This window comes from Sphingopyxis sp. Geo48, from assembly GCF_949769155.1.
Classification (GTDB): Bacteria; Pseudomonadota; Alphaproteobacteria; order Sphingomonadales; family Sphingomonadaceae; genus Sphingopyxis.
In genome coordinates, this window is the sequence record NZ_CATKPA010000010.1 from 12,018 (window position 1) to 30,056 (window position 18,039).

Here is an 18,039-nt window from a genome sequence, read left to right on the forward strand (position 1 = left end):
GCGCAGGAAGGAACAGACTACTTTGCGTCGCGAACGACAGCAGGCATCATCAGGTAAATCGTCATCCGCGGGCAAAGGGTCCGGTTCGTCCGGGCCCAAGCCCCCGCCGTCGCGGGTCCGGCTCTGGGTCCGGCGGCTGTTCCGCTGGGGCCTGGGGCTGGCGCTGGTCGGCGCGATCGCGGTCGCGGTCGCGGTCGGCATCGCGGTGCAGCGCATCCCGAGTTTCGAGGAACTGAAGCGCTCGCCCGCGGGCCAGACGATCCGCGTCCACGCCGCCGACGGGACCGTCTTCCTGTCATTGGGGCCGAATTACGGCCGCTGGCTGACGCTCGACGAGACGCCGCAGGTGATGCAGGACGCGATGGTCGCGGTCGAGGATCGCCGCTTTCGCTATCATCCGGGGATCGACCCCGTCGGCATGAGCCGCGCTGCGGTGTTCGCGGTCCAGCATTATGGCACGGGGCGCCGGATGCAGGGCGCATCGACGATCACCCAGCAGCTCGCGCGAAACATCTTCCTGTCGAACAGCTACACCTGGACGCGCAAGCTGCGCGAAATGGTGCTCGCGATGGCGCTCGAATGGAAATTCTCGAAGGACGAGCTGCTCGAACTCTATCTCAACAAGGTCTATTTCGGCGGCGGCAGCTATGGCATCGACGCGGCGTCGCGCCGCTTCTTCGGCCACAGCGCGACGCAGATGTCGCTCTCCGAGGCCGCGGTCGTCGCGGGGCTGGTCAAGGCGCCGTCGCGCTATTCGCCGACCGCCGACGCGCAGGCCGCGCTGGGCCGCGCGGGCGTCGTGCTCGACACGATGGTCGATGGCGGCTTCATCACCCGCAGCCAGGCCGACAGCGCCGAGCCCGCCAACGTCCAGCTTGCGCAGGAAACGGGGCAGAACAGCGCACGCTATTTCAGCGACTGGGCGCTGCCGCAGCTCGACCTGCTGATCGACGAAGGCACCGAGGCGCTCGACGTCTATACGACGATCGACCTCAACATGCAGCGGGCGGCGACCGCCGCGATCCAGGCCGACACGCCGAAGGGCGTGCAGGCAGCGCTGGTGTCGATCGACCGAGACGGCGCGGTGCGCGCGATGGTCGGCGGCACCGACTATGTCACCTCGAACTACAATCGCGCGACGCAGGCGCTGCGCCAGCCGGGGTCGGCGTGGAAATTGTTCGTCTATATGGCCGCGCTCGAAGCGGGGTATAAGGTCGACGACCAGGTGGTCGACGAACCGGTCACGATCAACGGCTGGTCGCCCCGCAACTCGTCGGGGCGCTTCGCGGGGACGATGGACCTGCGCACCGCCTTTGCCTATTCGGTGAACACCGTCGCCGCGAAGCTGGGCGACGAGGTCGGCTTCTCGGCGGTCGCCAACATGGCGCGCCGCTTCGGCATCACCACCCCGATCAACACCCACCCCTCGATGGTCCTCGGCAGCGCCGAGGTGCGCGTGATCGACATGACCGCCGCCTTCGCCGCCGTGTCGCGCAAGGGGGTGTCGGTGCAGCCCTATGGTATCACCAAGGTGACGACCGCCGACGGCCGCCTGCTCTACCAGCGCCCCCCCGAGCGCGGGCAGGTGCTCGTCGACAATTGGGTCGCCGCGGGCATCACCGACCTGCTCCAGACCGCGGTCAACACCGGCACCGGCAAGGCGGCCCAGATCGGCCGCCCCGTCGCGGGCAAGACCGGCACGACGTCGAGCAACAAGGACGGCTGGTTCCTCGGTTTCTCGAGCGGGCTGACCACCGGCGTCTGGATGGGCCGCGACGACGCGAAGGCCGTCGGCGGGCTGCAGGGCGGCCGCGCGCCGGCCAAGGCCTTTGCCGATTATATGCGCGTCGCGGTCGCCCGGCGCCCGGTCGAAGCCTTCGATACCGAGGTCAAGCTGCCCGAATGGCAGCTGGAGGACGAGGGCGACGCTTATATGGGCGAGCCCGGTCAGGAAGGGCTGACCGACGACAACGGCATGCCGATCGAGCTGCCCTATGACATGCGCGGGCCCGAGGACATGCCCGACCCGCAGACGCCGCAGCCCGTTCCGGACGGTCCCGTGTTGAACCAGCAATGGATCGAGGAGCAGACCGGCCGCCGCCCGGCACCGTCCGACCTCGGCACACCGCCCAAGGGCGGCGCTCCGGCGAAGGGCACGCCGCCACCGGCGCCCAAAACCGCGCCGCGCCCGCAGAACGGCGACGGCGGCTAGGGTGCCGCAGGCAAAGGGAGGATGGCTTCAGCCGAACCGATAACGGTGCAGGCCGCGCCCTTCGCGGCGCAGCCACGCGCGCGCCGCGCCGACGTCGCCGTCGTGGAGTTCGTCGACGAGCGCGTGGAAATCGGCGCCATGATCCATGTGCCGGAGGTGCGCGACCTCGTGCGCGACGGTTGCGCGGCGGACATGGTCGGGAGCGAGGATCAACCGCCAGCTGTAGCGGAGGTCGCCGTCGTGCGTGCAGCTGCCCCAACGGCTGCGCGGATCGCCGATCCCGATGCGGCCGACGCGAAGCCCCGCGTGCGCCGCGATCTCGCGGCTTTCCGCCGCCATCAGGTCGAGCGCCTCGGCCTTCAGCCAGCGTTCGAGCCGCCGCCCGACGGTTTCCGCCGGGCCGCCGAGGCTCAGCCGTCCGTCCGCCATCCGCACCGCACGCGGCGCGCCTGCGATCCAGTCGATGCGATGGTCGGCGCCGCGAAACGGAATCGCCGTACCCGGCACGACCAGCACCGGCGCGACCGACTTGCCGACCTGTTCGCTCAGCCAGTCCTGCTGTTCGCTCGCCCATTTGAGCGCGCGCAGCGCGCTCGCGCGGCGGGGCAAGGTCAATCGCAGCTCGCCGCGCGCGCCGTCGAAGACCAGCTTGTACCGACGCGACCGGGCATGATGCACGAGTCGCACCGGCCACAGCGTCTCGCCGACGCGGATGTGCGGGCCGTCGCCCGCGGGGTCAGACCACGCGCTCGACAAGATGATTCTCCAGCGGCCCCGCGACATCCTCGCTCACCGTCCAGCCGACGATCGATTCGCCTGCGCGATGCACGGCGTCGCGGTCGCCGCAGACGAGATAATGCCATTCGGGCAGCGGTTCGCCTTCGGCACGCAGGCGATAGGCGCAGGTCTGCGGCAACCATATAAGGTCGTCGACTTTTGCGCGGGTCAGCGTCAGGCAATCGGGGACGTGGCGGCGACGATGCTTGTAATCGCCGCAGCGCGCCGTTGTCAGGTCGAGCAGGCGGCACGCGACGTTGGTCGGATAGATGCGCCCCGTATCCTCATCCTCGAGCTTGTGGAGGCAGCATTTGCCGCAACCGTCGCACAGCGCCTCCCACTGCCCGGCATCGAGGCTGGCGAGCGGCGCTTCCCAGAAGGGCTGCGCCTCGCGGGCCACTACTTGACCCACTTCGCCAGATCGGCGGCGACCTTGCCGGGCGCGCCCTCGTCGGGCTCGGTCGAGGGGTCGTCGAGCGGCAGCAGCGCAAGCGGCTTGCCGTCGGGGTCCATCAGGAAGGCGAGCTGGCTGTGCGCCATCAGATATCTGTCGGGCGCCGACCCCGGCACCTTGTTGTAGGTGACGACGAACGCCTTCGCGACCGCCGCGATCTGTTCGGGCGTGCCGGTCAGTCCGAGCAGGCGCGGATGATAGCGGCTGACGAAGGGTTTGAGCGCGGCGGGCGTGTCGCGTTCGGGATCGACGGTGATGAAGATCGGCGCCACTTTCGCCCCGCGCGCCGGATCGCTCTTCTCGAACGCCGCGAGGCCGCGCATCAGCTTCTGCAGGTCGACCGGGCAGATGTCGGGGCAATAGCTGTAGCCGAAATAGACGAGGCGATATCGTCCCGCAAAGTCGGTATCGGACACGGTCTTGCCGTTCTGGTCGGTCAGCGTGAACGGGCCGCCGATCTTCGCGCCGGCGAGCGGCGGCGTCGCCTCGGGCGTGCCGCCGGGGGCGCCGCACGCGGCGAGCGCGGTCGCGGCAAACAGGAGCAGGCTTGAACGGGCAAGCTTTTGCCCCATAATTGCGATATTCATCATGCGGCCAGCCTTGATCGGCTACGCCACGAAAATCAACCTTTGTCGTCCGACCGACTCAAGCTGCCAGGGGTCTCTTCCATCATGTTCCGACGCGCGGAATTCCGCCTTGCCTCTCTCCTTTTGATCGCGGGCGCGCTCGTCGCGAGCCCGGCGATCGCGCAATTCCGCGGCGGATACGCCTTTCTGTCGGCGGTCGACAACCGCGACGGGACAAAGGCGACCGACGCGCTGAAGAACGACCCGACGCTGATCAACACACGCAATCCGGACACGGGCGAGACCGCGCTGGCGATCGTGACCAAGCGCCGCGACCTCAACTGGCTGCGTTTCCTGCTGGCGAAAAGCGCCGATCCGTCGATCGCCGACCGGCAAGGCGTCACCCCGCTGATGCACAGCGCGCTGCTCAACTTCACCGAGGGCGCCGAGGAGCTGATCCAGAGCCGGGCGCCGGTCGACCAGACCAACCGGCGCGGCGAGACCGCGCTGATCCTGGCGGTGCAGGCCAAGAATGTCGCGATGGTGCGGCTGCTCGTCAAAAATGGCGCCAGCCCCGACAAGGCCGACCATATCGCGGGCATGTCGGCGCGCGACTATGCCAAGCGCGACGACCGCACCGGCCAGTTGCTGTCGATCCTCGACGCCAAGCCCGACGCGCCGGGGCGCCAGCTGGGGCCGACCTTCGGGCCGAGCAACTAGCGCGACGGCTTAAGAGAATTGTGGAATGTGATATCTGGATTGACAATCACATTGTGATGTGAGACATCGTCGCCATGTCCACACAGCTCATCGACCGCATCCGCTCCATCGTCGACGAAGGGACCATGTCCCGCTCGGGACTGGCGCGCGCCGCGGGCCTTCACGCCAACAGCCTTCGCGATCTCGATTCGGAAAGCTGGAACCCCACCGCCGACACGCTGCGCAAGCTGGAAAACTGGCTCGCGACCGGCAGCGACATCTCCCCGATGGCAACGCCCGAGGAGATCATCGCCGAGGCGCGCAACGGCCGCATGTTCATCCTCGTCGACGACGAGGATCGCGAGAATGAGGGCGACCTGGTCATTCCCGCGCAGATGGCGACCCCCGATGCGATCAATTTCATGGCGACGCACGGGCGCGGCCTAATCTGCCTGACGCTGACGCGCAGCCGCGTCGAGACGCTCGGGCTCGAACTGATGAGCCGCAACAACGGCACCCGCCATGAAACCGCCTTCACCACCTCGATCGAGGCGCGCGAGGGCGTGACCACGGGCATTTCGGCCGCCGACCGCGCGCGCACGGTGTCGGTTGCGATCGACGCATCGAAGGGCCGCGACGACATCGTCACCCCCGGCCATGTCTTTCCGCTGATCGCGCGCGACGGCGGCGTACTCGTCCGCGCCGGCCATACCGAGGCGTCGGTCGACATCGCGCGCCTCGCGGGGCTCAACCCCTCGGGCGTGATCTGCGAGATCATGAACGACGACGGCACGATGGCGCGGCTCGACGACCTGATCCCCTTCGCGCGCCGCCACGGGCTGAAGATCGGAACGATCGCCGACCTGATCGCGTATCGCAGCCGCACCGACCGGCTGGTCGAATGCGTCGCCGACGAACCGTTCGAATCGGATTATGGCGGCGACTGGCGCCTCAAATCCTATCGCAACAAGGTCGACGGCAGCGTCAATCTGGTACTCCAGAAGGGGCCGGTCGATCCCGCCGGCGTCACGCTCGTCCGTATGCACGCGGTGTCGATCTTCGACGACATCATGGGCCGCCCCGGCCCGAAAAAGCGCCGCCTGCAGCGCTCGATGGACGCGATCGGCGAAGCCGGTGCCGGCGTGATCGTGATGCTGATGCGTCCGCTTCCTGGGTCGGCCGACGCCGAACCGGCGGCATCGGGCGCCGGCATGGACCTCAGAACCTATGGCATCGGCGCACAGATCCTCGCCGACCTTGGCGTTCATGCGATGGAACTGCTCACCCCCACCCACAGCAACATCGTCGGCCTCGAAGGCTATGGCCTGTCGGTCGTCGGCGAACGCCCCATTCCCGGAGAAGCCTGATGGCCCACGTCCTGATCGTCGAAGCCCGCTTCTACAGCCATCTCAACGACATGCTGATCGACGGCGTGAAAAGCGCGCTCGAGGCCGAGGGGCATAGCCACGACACCGTGACCGTCCCCGGCGCGCTCGAAGTCCCCGCCGCGATTTCGCTCGCCGCCGACAGCGGACGCTACGACGCCTATGTCGCATTGGGCGTCGTGATCCGCGGCGAAACCTATCATTTCGAGGTGGTCTCGAACGAGAGCGCGCGCGGCATCATGGCGCTGACGCTCGACGGGCTTGCGATCGGCAACGGCATCCTGACCGTCGAGAATGAAGAACAGGCGCTTGCGCGCGCCGACAAGACGCGCAAGGATAAGGGCGGCGAAGCGGCGAAGGCCGCGCTCGCGATGCTGGCCCTGAAGGAACAATTCGGCATTGGCTGATCGACCACCCCCCAGCCGTTATTCCGTCGTCGAGCGCGGCGGGCGGCTGGTGGTCATCGACCGGGAGACCGGCCAGACCCCGCTCAGCGCCGCCGAGCGCATGGACCTGCACGACCGCAGCCTGGGCGTCGAGCCGATCCGGCCCTCCAAAGCGAGCGCGGTCCCCGACCTGTCGGCCGCGGCGCGCGCCGAATCGGGGCTGAGCGCCCGCCCCGCGCCCGTCCAGCAAGCCACGCCGGCCGCGACCGAGGGCAAGGCGCGCGTCGCCGCCGCGATCGCCGAGCGCGGCAAGCGGCCGTGGAATCAGCAGCCGAGCGATCGGCCCGCCCTGCAATCGAACGCAAAGCCTGCGCGAATCGCCGACCGGCCCGCGCCGCAAGCAGGCGGCCGCAAGACGATCGTCACCGGCAAATGGTGGGATGCCAAGGGTCCGCGCACCCTCGAACTCGGCCCCAAGGGTCAGCAGGTGCTGAGCGGCGGTTTCGTGACGCTGTTCTTTGTGGTCGTCGCCGCGGCGATCGTGGCGCTGATCGTCCAGCCGATCCTGCTCTTCGTCGGCGCCTTCCTGCTGTTCCGCTTCGGCGGCAATATCCTCGGCCCGATCGGCGCGGGGATTGTCGACAAGGCGATCGCCGAAAAAGGATAGGGCCGGAACGGTCGCCCGCCCGGCCCTTCGCTCGCTTTCGGTTGCGTTACGCCGTGACCAGCGCCGGATAGTCGGTGTATCCCTCGGGGCCCGGAGAATACCAGGTTTGCGGGTTGTCCGCGGCCCATTCGGCGCCGGTGCGGATGCGCTCGACGAGGTCGGGGTTGCCGATGAAGGGCCGTCCGAAGGCGATCGCGTCGGCGAGACCGCTGGCAAGCGCGTCTTCTGCCTTCGCCACGTCATAGTCGCTGTTGAGGATCAGCGGACCCTTGAACGCCTGGCGAATCGCGGGCGACTGTTTCGGCACGTCGGTACGGCCGAACGTGCCGTCGGGGCCGGGCTCGCGCAGTTCGAGGAAGGCGATGCCGAGCGCATCGAGCGCCGCCGCCGCCGCCGGGAACAGCTTTTCGGGCGCGCTGTCGTCGACGCCCTGCGTTTCGCCGTTGGGCGACAGGCGCACGCCGACGCGATCGGCACCCCAGACCGAGACCAGCGCCTCGGTAACTTCACGGAGCAGGCGGATGCGGTTTTCGACCGGCCCGCCATAATCGTCGTCGCGCAGGTTCGACCCGTCGCGCAGGAACTGGTCGATCAGATAGCCGTTGGCGCCGTGAAGCTGCACTCCATCGAAACCGGCCTTCTTCGCATTCTCGGCAGCCTTCGCATAATCGGCGATCACACGCGGAATCTCGTCGAGGCGCAGCGGGCGCGCTTCCTCGAGGTCGAGGCGTCCGACCGGTGTGTGCGCGCGGCCGACACCCTTGGTCGCCGAGGCCGACACCGGCTGCTTGCCGTCGTTGAACACCGAATGGACCAAACGGCCCATGTGCCAGAGCTGCGCGACGATGCGCCCGCCCGCGGCGTGGACCGCGTCGGTCACCGGCTTCCAGCCCTCGACCTGTGCCTCGGTCCACAGGCCCGGCGCGCTCGGCCAGCCGAGACCTTCCTGCGAGATGCCGGTGGCTTCGGAGATGATCAGCCCCGCCGCGGCGCGCTGGCGATAATATTCGCGCGCGAGCTCGTTGGGCACGAAACCCGGGCCGGCGCGGCCGCGCGTCAGCGGCGCCATGATGATGCGGTTCGGCGCCTCGATGGCGCCCAGTTTGATCGGATCGAACAGCGATACGGCCATGGTTCCTCCACGTCTCACTTTATTCGCGACGGCCCCATCGGTCGTCGCTATGGCCCGCGAAGCTATGGACGCCGCGGCGCCGGCACAATGGTGGGTAGCAAAAGAAAATCTAAATGACAGCCAAGATCGAACGCCTCGACGCAGAGACCCGAAAGGGCGTGGCATCGACCCGCTGGGCGTTCCTCGCGCTGCTCGGCGGCAATATCGCGCTATCGATCGGCGCGATGCTCGTGCGGCTCGCCGATACCGGGCCGACCGCTTCGGCCTTCTGGCGCATGACCCTCGCGCTGCCCTTTCTCCTCGCGCTCGCGTGGCGCGAGAGCGGCGGGCGGCTGCCGCCGCGCCCCGCGGTCGGCATTGCCGCCGCGGCGGGCGTATTCTTCGCGCTCGACCTCGCCGCCTGGCACCTCGGGATCCTGCAGACCAAGGTCGCCAACGCGACGCTGTTCGGCAACTCGGCCAGCCTGCTGCTCGTGATCTGGGGGGTCATCCTGGCGCGCCGGTTGCCACGCGGATGGCAGGCGGCGGCAATATGGCTCGCCTTCACCGGATCGGCGCTGCTCATGGGGCAAAGCTATGAATTGTCGCCCGACTATCTCGTCGGCGACTTGTTCTGCCTGTTCGCGGGGGTGCTCTATACGGGCTATGTTATCCTGATGCAGCGCGTGCGCGGCGCGCTCGCGCCATGGACCGCGCTCGCCATCGCCTCGACGGTCTGCGTCCCCATCCTGCTCGGCACCGCGCTGGCGCTTGGCGAAACGATAATGCCGCAAAACTGGACCCCGCTTATCCTGCTCGCGCTGACCAGCCAGATCATCGGGCAGGGGCTGATGATCTGGTCGCTGCCGCGCTTCTCGCCGCTGGTCATCGGGCTGACCCTGCTCGTCCAGCCCGCGGTCGCCGCGCTCAGCGGCTGGATCGGTTTCGGCGAGACGCTGTCGGCGATCGATATTTTCGGGGGGATGATGGTCGGCACGGCGCTGGTGCTGATCCGGTTGCCGAACCGCGCGACGCGGCCTATCTGACGCTTATGGCTTCGATCCTTCCCGCCGACCCGACCCTCGACGAGATCCGCGCCGCGCTCGCGCCGCTGATCGCGGACAATGCGCCGTTCGACGGCTTCAGCACCGGGGCGCTCGCCGACGCAGCGACGCGCCTCGGTGTCGATATCGACGTCGCGAAGCTCGCCTTTCCCGGCGGTGCGCGCGACATGGTCGACGCCTGGTTCGCCGATATCGACGCGCGCATGGCCGAACGCTGGCCGGCCGAGAAGCTCGCCACGTTGAAAATCCGCGAGCGGATCACAACGCTCGTCGAGACGCGCATCGCCCTTCTCGCGCCCAACCGCGAATCGCTGCGCCGTGCGCTCGCCCTGCTGGCGCTTCCGACCAACGCCCCGCACGCGGCAAAGCTCGGCTGGCGCGCCGCCGACCTGATGTGGAAGCTTGCCGGCGACACCGCGACCGATTTCAACCACTACAGCAAGCGCACGATCCTCGGCGCCGTCTATGGATCGACGATGGCGGTGTTCCTGAACGACGAGAGCGAGGATTTCGCCGAAACGCGTGCTTTCCTGGCGCGCCGGATCGATCAGGTGATGCGGTTCGAAAGCTGGAAGCACCGCCGCGCCGCGCGCGGCATCGAACGCCCGAGCCTCGCGCGCTTCGTCGGGCGCCTCCGCTATCCGGGGCGCTGATTGAGCGGACGCCAGGACGCAGGCGCAAAGGGGGCTGGCATTCGCCAGCCGATATTGATAATCGCTCGCAAATGACAGCCTTGCTCGATAGGGCGCCCCTGGGCGTCGCGGTGCGCATCACGCGCATCGACTGGAATGCGATATCGGTCGACGAAGGTCGGCGCCTGCGCGAATTCGGGCTGATGGAGGGGTGCGAGGTCGTGCCGCTCCATCGCGGCAGCCTCTTTTCGCGCGACCCGCTGGCGCTGACCATCGGCCGCATGAAGGTCATCATCCGGTCGCGGCAAGCCGCGGCGATCGAGGTCGAGCCGGCAGCGGCATGACCGGTCCGATTCCTTCCATCGCCCTGGTCGGCAATCCCAATGCCGGCAAGTCGAGCCTGTTCAACGCGCTGACCGGCGCGCGGCAGAAGATCGCCAATTACCCCGGCGTCACCGTCGAGCGGAAGGCGGGTCATGCAAGCTTCGCCGACGGACGCCCGATCGCCCTGATCGACTTGCCCGGCACCTACAGCCTGACCCCTGCGAGCCTCGACGAGGCGGTGACGCGCGACGTCGTGCTCGGCAAACAGGAGGGCGAGAAGCGCCCCGACGCGCTGATCGTCGTCGTCGACGCCGCGAACCTCGACAATCATCTCTGTTTTGCGCTGGAACTGCTCGCGCTCGGCCTGCCGACGGTGGTGGCGCTCAACATGCTCGACCTTGCCGAGCGCGACGGGCTGACCCTCGATCCCCAGCGGCTGGCGCGCGAACTCGGCGTACCCGTCGTCCCGACGGTGGCGGTGCGCAAACGCGGGCTCGCCGAACTTCTCGAAGCGGTCGATGACGCGATCCGCACGCACGAGCCGCGCGAAGTCGTCCCCGCGCCGCGCAGCGACGCTTCGCTCCACCAGCGCGCCCGCGCGCTCGCCCGCGCCGCGACGCTCAGCGAGACGCCGGTCCGGCGCTGGACGCAGCGCGTCGATTCGATCGTGCTCCACCCGATCGGGGGCTTCGCCCTCCTGCTCGTGCTGATGTTCGTGATGTTCCAGTCGGTCTATGCTGCCGCCGAGGCCCCTGCCGATTTCCTCGAGAGCGGGATCGGCCTGCTGCAGGGCTGGGTGGTCGACACGATGCCCGACACTTTCCTGCGCGGGCTGATCGTCGAGGGGTTGCTCGCCGGGGTCGGCGCGGTGATCGTCTTCCTGCCGCAGATCCTGATCCTCTTCTTCTTCATCCTGCTGCTCGAGGCGTCGGGTTATATGGCGCGCGCCGCTTTCCTGATGGACGGGCTGATGGGCAAGGTCGGCCTCTCGGGGCGCGGCTTCATCCCGCTGGTGTCCAGCTTCGCCTGCGCGGTGCCGGGGATCATGGCGACGCGTGCCATTCCCGACGAGAAGGACCGGCTGACGACGATCCTGATCGCCCCGCTGATGACCTGTTCGGCCCGGATGCCCGTCTATGCGCTGGTCATCGGCGCCTTCATTCCGGCGCGAAACGTCGGCGGAACCCCGGTCGGCCTCCAGGGCCTCGTCCTCTTCGGCCTGTTTTTGAGCGGGATCGTCGGCGCGCTGCTCGTCGCCTATGTCCTCCGCCGGTCGGTGACCAGAGGCAATGCCGCGGGCTTCATGATGGAAATGCCACGCTATCAATGGCCGCGCGCGCGCGACATCGCGATCGCGCTGTGGCAGCGCGCGTGGATATTCCTGCGCCGCGCGGGCACGATCATCGCGATGACCACCGTCGTCCTCTGGCTGCTGCTGAGCTTTCCGAAGGCGCCCGTGGGGCAGAGCCAGGTCGAATATAGCGTCGCCGGCCGCATCGCGAGCGGCCTCGAAGTGGTCATCAAGCCGATCGGTTTCAACCACGACATCGCGCTCGCGCTGATCCCTGCGATGGCGGCGCGCGAGGTCGCGGTGTCGGCGATGGCGACCGCCAATGCGATTGATGCCGACGGCGACGAGGCGGCGATGGCCGAGACGCTGGGCGAGCGGCTGCAGGGCAAATGGAGCCTCGCGACCGCGCTCGCTTTCCTCGCCTGGTTTGTCTTTGCGCCGCAGTGCATTTCGACGATCGCGATCACCCGCCGCGAGACCAATGGTTGGAAATGGCCCATGTTCATGGTTGGCTATTTGTTCCTGCTCGCCTATGCCGCAGCAGGTATCACTTACTGGACAGCCGTCGCCTTTGGCCTAGGCTGATCCTTCCAACTTTTGAGCGGAGCGGAGCGGCGGATGGCTGGCAGCGTCAACAAGGTAATTCTTATCGGCAACCTCGGCGCCGATCCCGAAATCAAGTCGTTCCAGAACGGCGGCAAGATCGCCAATATCCGCATCGCGACCTCCGAACAGTGGAAGGATCGGATGACCGGCGAGCGCAAGGAGCGCACCGAATGGCATAATGTCGTCATCAACGGCGACGGGCTGGTCGGCGTCGTCGAGCGCTACCTCAAGAAGGGCTCGAAAGTTTACATCGAAGGCTCGCTGCGCACCCGCAAGTGGCAGGACCGCGACGGCAACGACAAATATACGACCGAGGTCGTGATCGCCGGCATGGGCGGCACGCTGACCATGCTCGACGGCGCGCCCGGCGGCGGCGGCGGCGGTTCGCGCGGCGGCGACAGCTGGAACCAGGGCGGCGGCGGATCGAGCGGCGGCTGGGATCAAGGCGGCGGCGCGTCGGGCGGAAGCTCGGGCGGCGGCTGGAACCAGGGCGGTGGCGGCAGCTCGGGCGGTAGCGGCGGACGCCCGCCCTTCGACGACGATCTGGACGACGACGTCCCGTTCTGACGGTCTGGCCGTTCCGAGGACTTTGACCCATGGCGACTGACCTGCTGACCGCCGCGGATGTCGCGCGCGGCGTATGCCGGCTGTTCGCGCAGCAGGGGCTGGTCGCGATCCCCGAAGTGACGCTGCCCAACGGGCGGCGCACCGACCTCACCGCGATCGACGCCAAGGGAAATATCACGATCGTCGAGATCAAGGTCAGCCGTGCCGACCTGCACGGCGACGGCAAATGGCCCGACTATTGCGACTGGTGCGACCGCTTTTATTGGGCGCTGGCATCGGGACTCGACCCAGCGATTCTCGATACACCCGATTATCGCCCGGAAAGCTCGGGCCTGATCATCGCCGACCGCTATGGTGCGGCGGTCGTTCGCGAGGCCGCGAACTGCAACCTCGCCCCAGCGCGGCGCAAAGCCGAGCTGCTGCGCATCGGCCGCGTCGCGATGCGGCGGTCGATGATCGCGGCGGATCCCGAGCTGGCAGCGAGCTGGATCGAAGGTTAGCCTCTTTCAAAATCGTCGTCATTGCGAGGAGCCGAAGGCGACGCGCTATCCAGAGTGTGCATAAAATCGCTCTGGATTGCTTCGCTTCGCTCGCAATGACGAGTAGGAATTAAGCCCCGCGCGCCTGCATCCGCGCGAGGTACCGCGCGAGGATGTCGATCTCGAGGTTGACCGGGCGCCCCGCGACCGCTTCGTCGAGCGTCGTCATCTCCTGTGTGTGCGGGATGATGTTGAGCGTGAAATGCGCGGCTCCGTCCGGCTGGTCGCTCACCTCGTTCACGGTCAGCGATACGCCATCGAGGGTGATCGAACCCTTGGGCGCAATGTGGGGCGCGAGCTCGGCGGGCGCCTCGACCGTCACCTTGACGCTGTCGCCGACGGGCTCGACCGCGACGATGCGCCCGACGGCGTCGACATGGCCGGTGACGATATGCCCGCCCAGTTCGTCGCCGATCTTGAGCGCACGTTCGAGGTTTAGGCGGCGCCCCGCGTCCCACATGCCCGGGGCCGTGCGCGCCAGCGTTTCGGCGCTGGCGTCGATCGCGAACCAGCCGCCGGGGCCGTTGCTACCCTCGTCGACGCCCTTGTCGACCACCGTCAGGCACGCGCCCGAGCAGGCGATCGACGCACCGAGGTCGATGCCATCGACGTCGTAGCGCGTGCCGATGACGAGGCGGGTGTCGCCGCGATCCTCGCGGCTGCGGATGGTGCCGATGTCGGTGATGATGCCGGTGAACATAAAAGCCCTCAAATGATCCTGATGCGCTCGTAGACGTCGAGCCGGTCGCTGCCAAGCAGGCGGCTGTCGGCGAGCCGCCAGCGGCCGTGCGCGTCGGCGAGGTCGGAGAGGCCGATGTCGCCGAGCGCGGGCTTGCCGCCCCCGATCAGGATCGGCGCGCGGTAGAGCAGGAGCCGGTCGACGCGGTCGGCGGCGACAAAGGCCGAGGCCGCGCCCGCGCCGCCCTCGACGAGCAGCGAATCGACGCCCGCCACCGCAGCGGGCGAGGCGACGGCGGTCCAGCCCTCGGTCGCCGCGCCCGATGTCAGCACCAGCCGTTTCGGGCTGCGATCCTCAAGACCCGGCAAGCGGACATCGAGCGTCGGGGCATCGGCCGCGAGCGTGCCGCGTCCGACGAGGATCGCCTGATGGCTCGCGCGCTCGAGATGGCCGTGGGCGCGCGCGCGCTCCCCCGTGATCCAGCGGCTCGACCCGTCGGCCATCGCGATGCAGCCGTCGAGCGAGGTGGCGAGCTTGAGCGTCACGAACGGCCGCCCTTCGCGCTGCCGCGTCCACCAGGGCGCCATCGCGGTCCGGGCTTCGGCGGCAAGAAGGCCCGTCTCGACCTCGATTCCTGCCGCGCGCAGGCGCGCGATCCCGGCGCCGTCGGTGCGCGGGTCGGGATCCCGCGTGGCGATGACAACGCGCGCGATCCCCGCCGCGACGAGCAGGTCGGTGCAGCAGGGCCCGCGCGGGCTGGCGTGCGCGCAGGGTTCGAGGCTGACATAGGCGGTCGCGCCGCGCGCCGCATCGCCCGCAGCGGCCAGCGCCACCGCTTCGGCGTGCGGGCGCCCGCCGGGCTGGGTCCAGCCGCGCGCGACGACCTTGCCATCCTTGACCAGCAGGCATCCGACATTGGGATTGGGCGCCGAAGCCGGCCGGCCGCGCCGCGACAGCGCGACGGTGGCCGCCATCCAGTCGGCGTCGGAAGGCGGCCGCTGCATCAGGGCTGCGTTTGGGCGGCCGGACCGCGGGCCGCGCGTTCGGCAAGCGTCGAGCGCTTCGGCGGTGCGGGCTTCTTCTCTTTCGCCGCCGCCGCGACATCTTCGCCCAGCGTCTCGCGCGTCACCTTGTCGGCCTCGCTCGAATCATAGTCGATTCCCAGGCTGTCGGCGAAGCGCTGATACTCGGCACGCTTCTGCGCGTTGCGGAGTGTCGTCTCCTTGGCACGCTTCACCCAGTCGGCGCGAATATCGGCCTCGCTGCGCGTCGCCTGCCAATTTTCGAAATAGACGATCGTCGGCTTGGGCTTTTCATACGGGATGAGATATTTGGAAAACCCCCAGATCACCACGATCGGCAGCACGATCGCGACGCCCCAGCTCGCCCAGCGATGCGGACGCGGTTCGCGGATGTAGGCCCAGAAATCGGCGATCCCGCCGCCGACATCCCAATTGTTGAACATTCCCATGACGCCAATTTAGGGGATGTTGGCGCGATTGGCGAGAGGCGCGTCGATTGCGCGATGTGACCGATGGTAACGTTCTCGATTGCAAAAAATGCAATTACGGATGCTCTTTTCGCAGTTGCAGCATTCATTGTGCAGTGCAATAACACACTTGCCTTTTAGGCATCCTCTCCCAAAACTTTCACGGGCCGCCTTCGGGCGGCCCTTTTTTTTGCCGTTTGCGGCAGAAAACCCGACTTTTTTGATCGAGAAATACGATCCGGTTCGAATCGGACCGGCCGCGAATCAGCCCTGAACGGGTGTGCGCGATTCGAATCGCCGCACTTCGGCAATGAAGCTGCCCGGCAGCGGCGTCGGTTGCCCGCTGTCCGAATCGATATGCGCATAGCTGATTTCGATGTCGGTCAGCCGCTCTTCGCCGCGGAAAATCCCGCAATGGAGCGTAAAGCTCGTGCGCCCGAAGGCGCTGATCCGCGCCGCGATCGTGATCAGTTCGTCGAGGCGGGCCGGCGCATGATAGTCGATTTCGCAATGCGTTTCGCGAATGTCTGTACCATATTGGTGAAAATAGGGGCCGGGCTGCCCCTCGCCGAGGGCGCGGAAATATTCGGTGACGCCGATATCGGCATAGACCAGATAATTGCCGTTGAAGACGATATTCTGGCCGTCGATCTCGTTGAAACGCACGCGCACACGCTCCTGCACGCGAAAATCGGCGAGCGGCACGGCGCTGCGATGCTCGGTCATGCGCAGGCTCAGGCGGCGAGCGCGGCGGGAGTGCGGTCAAGCGGCGCACAGGCGGCCTCGAGCCAGGCGCGCTCCTCGCCCGCCATGCCCGCGCCGAGCTTCTCCAGCACCTCGGCATGATAGGCGTCGAGCCAGTCGGCCTCGGCGTCGGACAACAGCGCGACGTCGACGAGGTTCTGCGCGATCGGGGCGAAGGTGATCGTTTCGAACCCCAGCATCTCCTCCTCGGCGCCCGCGATGCTCTGCGGGATGACGACGACCAGATTCTCGATGCGGATCCCGAAATGCCCCGCCTTGTAATAGCCGGGCTCGTTCGAGAGGATCATGCCCGCGTGGAGCGGCTCCTCGGTCCCGGCCTGGCCACCCGCCGGCTTGGCGATGCGCTGCGGCCCCTCATGGACCGCGAGATAGGTGCCGACGCCGTGCCCGGTGCCATGGGCATAATCGACCCCGTCGGCCCACAGATACTGGCGCGCGAGAATGTCGAGCTGGCTGCCGCGCGTCCCCTTGGGGAAGCGCGCGGTCGCAAGCGCGATGTGGCCCTTCAGCACCTGCGTGAAGCGGCGGCGCATCTCGGCGGTCGGGGTGCCGATCGCGATCGTGCGCGTGATGTCGGTTGTCCCGTCGGCATATTGCCCGCCCGAATCGACGAGATAGAGCGTGCCGGTCTCGATCGCGCGATTGGTCGTCTCGTCGACCTTGTAATGCGGCAGCGCGCCGTTCGGCCCGGCGGCCGAGATGGTATCGAACGACAGATCCTTGAGCGCGCCGTTCGCATCGCGGAATTCGCGAAGCTTCGCCGCGGCGCCGAGTTCGTCGAGATTCCCCTCGGGCGCGACCTCTTCCATCCATTTCAGGAACCGCGCGACCGCGACGCCGTCGCGGACGTGCGCGGCGCGCGTGCCGTCGAGTTCGGTGTCGTTCTTGATCGCCTTGGGCAGCACCGCGGGGTCACGATGGCGCTCCACCTTTGCACCCGCCGCTTCCAGTGCGGTGAAGATTGCGGCGACGGCGCGGTCGGGATCGACCGCGACCGCCTTGCCCGACAGGTCGGCGAGCGCCGTCTCGAACGCGTCGCGATCGTGAATCCGCACGCTGTTACCGAGATGCGCGCGCACCGCGTCGGTGACCTTTTCGGGGGCGATGAACAGATCGGCGGTCGCGTCGGCGTGGAGCAGCGCGAACGCGAGCCCGACCGGCGTGTGGCTGACGTCCTGCCCGCGGATATTGAAGGTCCAGGCGATCGAATCGAGCGCGGTCATCACCGTCGTGTCGAGACCCTTTGCTTTCAGCCAGTCGGCGATGATCTCGCGCTTTTCGACCGCGCTCTGGCCGGCCAATGCCGTGTCATGGACCGTCACCACCTCGTCGCTCGGCGCGGGCTGGTCGTCCCACGCCGCGTCGAGCGGGTTCGGCGTCACTGCGACGAGGCTCACGCCCTTCGCGGCGAGCGCCTTTTCCAGATTCCGTGCCCAGTCGATGCTGTGGAGCCATGGATCGTAACCGACCTTCTGCCCCGCACTGACATTGGCACCGAGCCATTCGGCAACGCTCGACTGCGGCACGCCGACATAGTCGAACAGCGTGCCATCGACCTGATCGCGCACCTGCACCGTATAGCGCCCGTCGACGAACACCGCGGCCTTTGTCGGCAGCACCGCCGCGGTCCCGGCCGAGCCGCCGAAGCCTGTCAGCCACGCCATGCGCTGCGCATAGGCGCCGACATATTCGCTCATATGCTCGTCGCTGATCGGCACGACGAAGCCGTCGAGGCCGCGCGCGGCGAGTTCGGCGCGGAGGCGGGCGAGGCGCTCTGCGTAAATAGTGCCGGGGACGGGGCTGGACATGGCTGGTTCCTTGTTCCT

The 18,039-nt window shown here is 67.8% G+C and carries 20 protein-coding genes; 11 read left to right on the plus strand and 9 right to left on the minus strand.

Annotated features, from left to right (window positions below; genetic code table 11):
- The first annotated feature begins 22 nt into the window (after positions 1 to 22).
- Entirely contained in the window at positions 23 to 2,212 is a 2,190-nt protein-coding gene (locus QOL79_RS18800) for a transglycosylase domain-containing protein (protein ID WP_502957499.1), read from the plus strand.
- Between the two features lie 27 nt (positions 2,213 to 2,239).
- Here QOL79_RS18800 and QOL79_RS18805 read toward each other — a convergent pair whose 3' ends face one another.
- From QOL79_RS18805 to QOL79_RS18815, 3 genes are read right to left on the minus strand one after another with little or no spacing between them, the layout of a single operon-like run.
- Positions 2,240 to 2,968 carry a M48 family metallopeptidase gene (locus tag QOL79_RS18805; protein WP_283420375.1) on the minus strand — a complete coding sequence of 243 codons (729 nt, stop codon included), beginning with the start codon at positions 2,966 to 2,968 and terminating at the stop codon, positions 2,240 to 2,242.
- Complete coding sequence (locus QOL79_RS18810) at positions 2,949 to 3,401, minus strand: YcgN family cysteine cluster protein (RefSeq protein WP_283420376.1); 453 nt, start codon at positions 3,399 to 3,401, stop codon at positions 2,949 to 2,951. The genes QOL79_RS18805 and QOL79_RS18810 overlap by 20 nt, the downstream gene beginning before the upstream one ends.
- Positions 3,389 to 4,033, minus strand: coding sequence for an SCO family protein (locus tag QOL79_RS18815; protein ID WP_082657707.1), 645 nt, complete (start codon positions 4,031 to 4,033; stop codon positions 3,389 to 3,391). Before QOL79_RS18815 ends, QOL79_RS18810 begins: the two co-directional genes overlap by 13 nt.
- 81 nt (positions 4,034 to 4,114) lie before the next feature.
- On the opposite strand from QOL79_RS18815, the gene QOL79_RS18820 reads away from it, so the two are divergent.
- The 4 genes from QOL79_RS18820 to QOL79_RS18835 all read left to right on the plus strand — a co-directional run bounded on the left by QOL79_RS18820 (position 4,115) and on the right by QOL79_RS18835 (position 7,146).
- Positions 4,115 to 4,729 (plus strand): ankyrin repeat domain-containing protein, encoded by a 615-nt coding sequence (locus QOL79_RS18820; RefSeq protein ID WP_058457511.1) that lies wholly within the window; start codon positions 4,115 to 4,117, stop codon positions 4,727 to 4,729.
- A 74-nt stretch (positions 4,730 to 4,803) separates the two neighbouring features.
- The gene (ribB, locus tag QOL79_RS18825; RefSeq protein WP_283420377.1) at positions 4,804 to 6,075 is read left to right on the plus strand and encodes a 3,4-dihydroxy-2-butanone-4-phosphate synthase; all 1,272 of its coding nucleotides are present in this window, start codon (positions 4,804 to 4,806) and stop codon (positions 6,073 to 6,075) included.
- The gene (ribH, locus tag QOL79_RS18830; protein WP_058457509.1) at positions 6,075 to 6,500 is read left to right on the plus strand and encodes a 6,7-dimethyl-8-ribityllumazine synthase; all 426 of its coding nucleotides are present in this window, start codon (positions 6,075 to 6,077) and stop codon (positions 6,498 to 6,500) included. The genes ribB and ribH overlap by 1 nt, the downstream gene beginning before the upstream one ends.
- On the plus strand, positions 6,493 to 7,146 hold the full coding sequence (locus QOL79_RS18835) for a hypothetical protein (RefSeq protein WP_283420378.1): 654 nt from the start codon (positions 6,493 to 6,495) through the stop codon (positions 7,144 to 7,146). Before ribH ends, QOL79_RS18835 begins: the two co-directional genes overlap by 8 nt.
- Before the next feature lie 46 nt (positions 7,147 to 7,192).
- On the opposite strand, the gene QOL79_RS18840 is transcribed toward QOL79_RS18835, so the two are convergent.
- Positions 7,193 to 8,278, minus strand: coding sequence for an alkene reductase (locus tag QOL79_RS18840; RefSeq protein ID WP_058457507.1), 1,086 nt, complete (start codon positions 8,276 to 8,278; stop codon positions 7,193 to 7,195).
- 113 nt (positions 8,279 to 8,391) lie between these two features.
- On the opposite strand from QOL79_RS18840, the gene QOL79_RS18845 reads away from it, so the two are divergent.
- The 6 genes from QOL79_RS18845 (at position 8,392) to QOL79_RS18870 (ending at position 13,241) form a co-directional block, all read left to right on the plus strand.
- Positions 8,392 to 9,303: a DMT family transporter gene (locus QOL79_RS18845; RefSeq protein ID WP_283420379.1), complete on the plus strand. Its 912-nt coding sequence runs from the start codon at positions 8,392 to 8,394 to the stop codon at positions 9,301 to 9,303.
- A gap of 5 nt (positions 9,304 to 9,308) precedes the next feature.
- Positions 9,309 to 9,974: a COQ9 family protein gene (locus QOL79_RS18850; protein ID WP_283420380.1), complete on the plus strand. Its 666-nt coding sequence runs from the start codon at positions 9,309 to 9,311 to the stop codon at positions 9,972 to 9,974.
- Positions 9,975 to 10,045: 71 nt separating this feature from the next.
- Positions 10,046 to 10,297, plus strand: a complete 252-nt coding sequence (locus QOL79_RS18855) for a FeoA family protein (RefSeq protein ID WP_282950218.1) — start codon at positions 10,046 to 10,048, stop codon at positions 10,295 to 10,297.
- Positions 10,294 to 12,153: a ferrous iron transporter B gene (gene feoB, locus QOL79_RS18860; protein WP_283420381.1), complete on the plus strand. Its 1,860-nt coding sequence runs from the start codon at positions 10,294 to 10,296 to the stop codon at positions 12,151 to 12,153. The genes QOL79_RS18855 and feoB overlap by 4 nt, the downstream gene beginning before the upstream one ends.
- Positions 12,154 to 12,186: 33 nt before the next feature.
- On the plus strand, positions 12,187 to 12,741 hold the full coding sequence (gene ssb / locus QOL79_RS18865; protein ID WP_058457502.1) for a single-stranded DNA-binding protein: 555 nt from the start codon (positions 12,187 to 12,189) through the stop codon (positions 12,739 to 12,741).
- A 29-nt stretch (positions 12,742 to 12,770) separates the two neighbouring features.
- A complete protein-coding gene (locus tag QOL79_RS18870; protein ID WP_058457501.1) occupies positions 12,771 to 13,241 on the plus strand; it encodes an MmcB family DNA repair protein in 471 nt (156 codons plus the stop codon).
- Between the two features lie 109 nt (positions 13,242 to 13,350).
- Here the strand turns inward: QOL79_RS18870 and QOL79_RS18875 are convergent, their stop codons facing one another.
- The 5 genes from QOL79_RS18875 to QOL79_RS18895 form a co-directional block, all read right to left on the minus strand.
- A complete protein-coding gene (locus tag QOL79_RS18875; protein ID WP_283420382.1) occupies positions 13,351 to 13,980 on the minus strand; it encodes a riboflavin synthase in 630 nt (209 codons plus the stop codon).
- An 8-nt stretch (positions 13,981 to 13,988) separates the two neighbouring features.
- Complete coding sequence (ribD, locus tag QOL79_RS18880; RefSeq protein WP_283420402.1) at positions 13,989 to 14,933, minus strand: bifunctional diaminohydroxyphosphoribosylaminopyrimidine deaminase/5-amino-6-(5-phosphoribosylamino)uracil reductase RibD; 945 nt, start codon at positions 14,931 to 14,933, stop codon at positions 13,989 to 13,991.
- Between the two features lie 29 nt (positions 14,934 to 14,962).
- Positions 14,963 to 15,430 (minus strand): hypothetical protein, encoded by a 468-nt coding sequence (locus QOL79_RS18885; protein WP_058457499.1) that lies wholly within the window; start codon positions 15,428 to 15,430, stop codon positions 14,963 to 14,965.
- Positions 15,431 to 15,712: 282 nt separating this feature from the next.
- The gene (locus QOL79_RS18890) at positions 15,713 to 16,174 is read right to left on the minus strand and encodes an acyl-CoA thioesterase (protein ID WP_283420383.1); all 462 of its coding nucleotides are present in this window, start codon (positions 16,172 to 16,174) and stop codon (positions 15,713 to 15,715) included.
- Positions 16,175 to 16,182: 8 nt separating this feature from the next.
- A complete protein-coding gene (locus tag QOL79_RS18895; protein ID WP_283420384.1) occupies positions 16,183 to 18,021 on the minus strand; it encodes an aminopeptidase P family protein in 1,839 nt (612 codons plus the stop codon).
- Positions 18,022 to 18,039 lie beyond the last annotated feature (18 nt).

What these genes read in the sequence shown, in the direction of transcription:
- QOL79_RS18895 (WP_283420384.1), bottom strand. Translation starts at nt 18,021, where the DNA reads ATGTCCAGCCCCGTCCCCGGCACTATTTACGCAGAGCGCCTCGCCCGC.
- QOL79_RS18890 (WP_283420383.1), bottom strand. Translation starts at nt 16,174, where the DNA reads ATGACCGAGCATCGCAGCGCCGTGCCGCTCGCCGATTTTCGCGTGCAG.
- QOL79_RS18845 (WP_283420379.1), top strand. Translation starts at nt 8,392, where the DNA reads ATGACAGCCAAGATCGAACGCCTCGACGCAGAGACCCGAAAGGGCGTG.
- QOL79_RS18815 (WP_082657707.1), bottom strand. Translation starts at nt 4,033, where the DNA reads ATGATGAATATCGCAATTATGGGGCAAAAGCTTGCCCGTTCAAGCCTG.
- QOL79_RS18820 (WP_058457511.1), top strand. Translation starts at nt 4,115, where the DNA reads ATGTTCCGACGCGCGGAATTCCGCCTTGCCTCTCTCCTTTTGATCGCG.
- QOL79_RS18850 (WP_283420380.1), top strand. Translation starts at nt 9,309, where the DNA reads ATGGCTTCGATCCTTCCCGCCGACCCGACCCTCGACGAGATCCGCGCC.
- ribD (WP_283420402.1), bottom strand. Translation starts at nt 14,933, where the DNA reads ATGGCGGCCACCGTCGCGCTGTCGCGGCGCGGCCGGCCGGCTTCGGCG.
- QOL79_RS18855 (WP_282950218.1), top strand. Translation starts at nt 10,046, where the DNA reads ATGACAGCCTTGCTCGATAGGGCGCCCCTGGGCGTCGCGGTGCGCATC.
- ribB (WP_283420377.1), top strand. Translation starts at nt 4,804, where the DNA reads ATGTCCACACAGCTCATCGACCGCATCCGCTCCATCGTCGACGAAGGG.
- feoB (WP_283420381.1), top strand. Translation starts at nt 10,294, where the DNA reads ATGACCGGTCCGATTCCTTCCATCGCCCTGGTCGGCAATCCCAATGCC.
- ribH (WP_058457509.1), top strand. Translation starts at nt 6,075, where the DNA reads ATGGCCCACGTCCTGATCGTCGAAGCCCGCTTCTACAGCCATCTCAAC.
- QOL79_RS18885 (WP_058457499.1), bottom strand. Translation starts at nt 15,430, where the DNA reads ATGGGAATGTTCAACAATTGGGATGTCGGCGGCGGGATCGCCGATTTC.
- QOL79_RS18870 (WP_058457501.1), top strand. Translation starts at nt 12,771, where the DNA reads ATGGCGACTGACCTGCTGACCGCCGCGGATGTCGCGCGCGGCGTATGC.
- ssb (WP_058457502.1), top strand. Translation starts at nt 12,187, where the DNA reads ATGGCTGGCAGCGTCAACAAGGTAATTCTTATCGGCAACCTCGGCGCC.
- QOL79_RS18840 (WP_058457507.1), bottom strand. Translation starts at nt 8,278, where the DNA reads ATGGCCGTATCGCTGTTCGATCCGATCAAACTGGGCGCCATCGAGGCG.
- QOL79_RS18875 (WP_283420382.1), bottom strand. Translation starts at nt 13,980, where the DNA reads ATGTTCACCGGCATCATCACCGACATCGGCACCATCCGCAGCCGCGAG.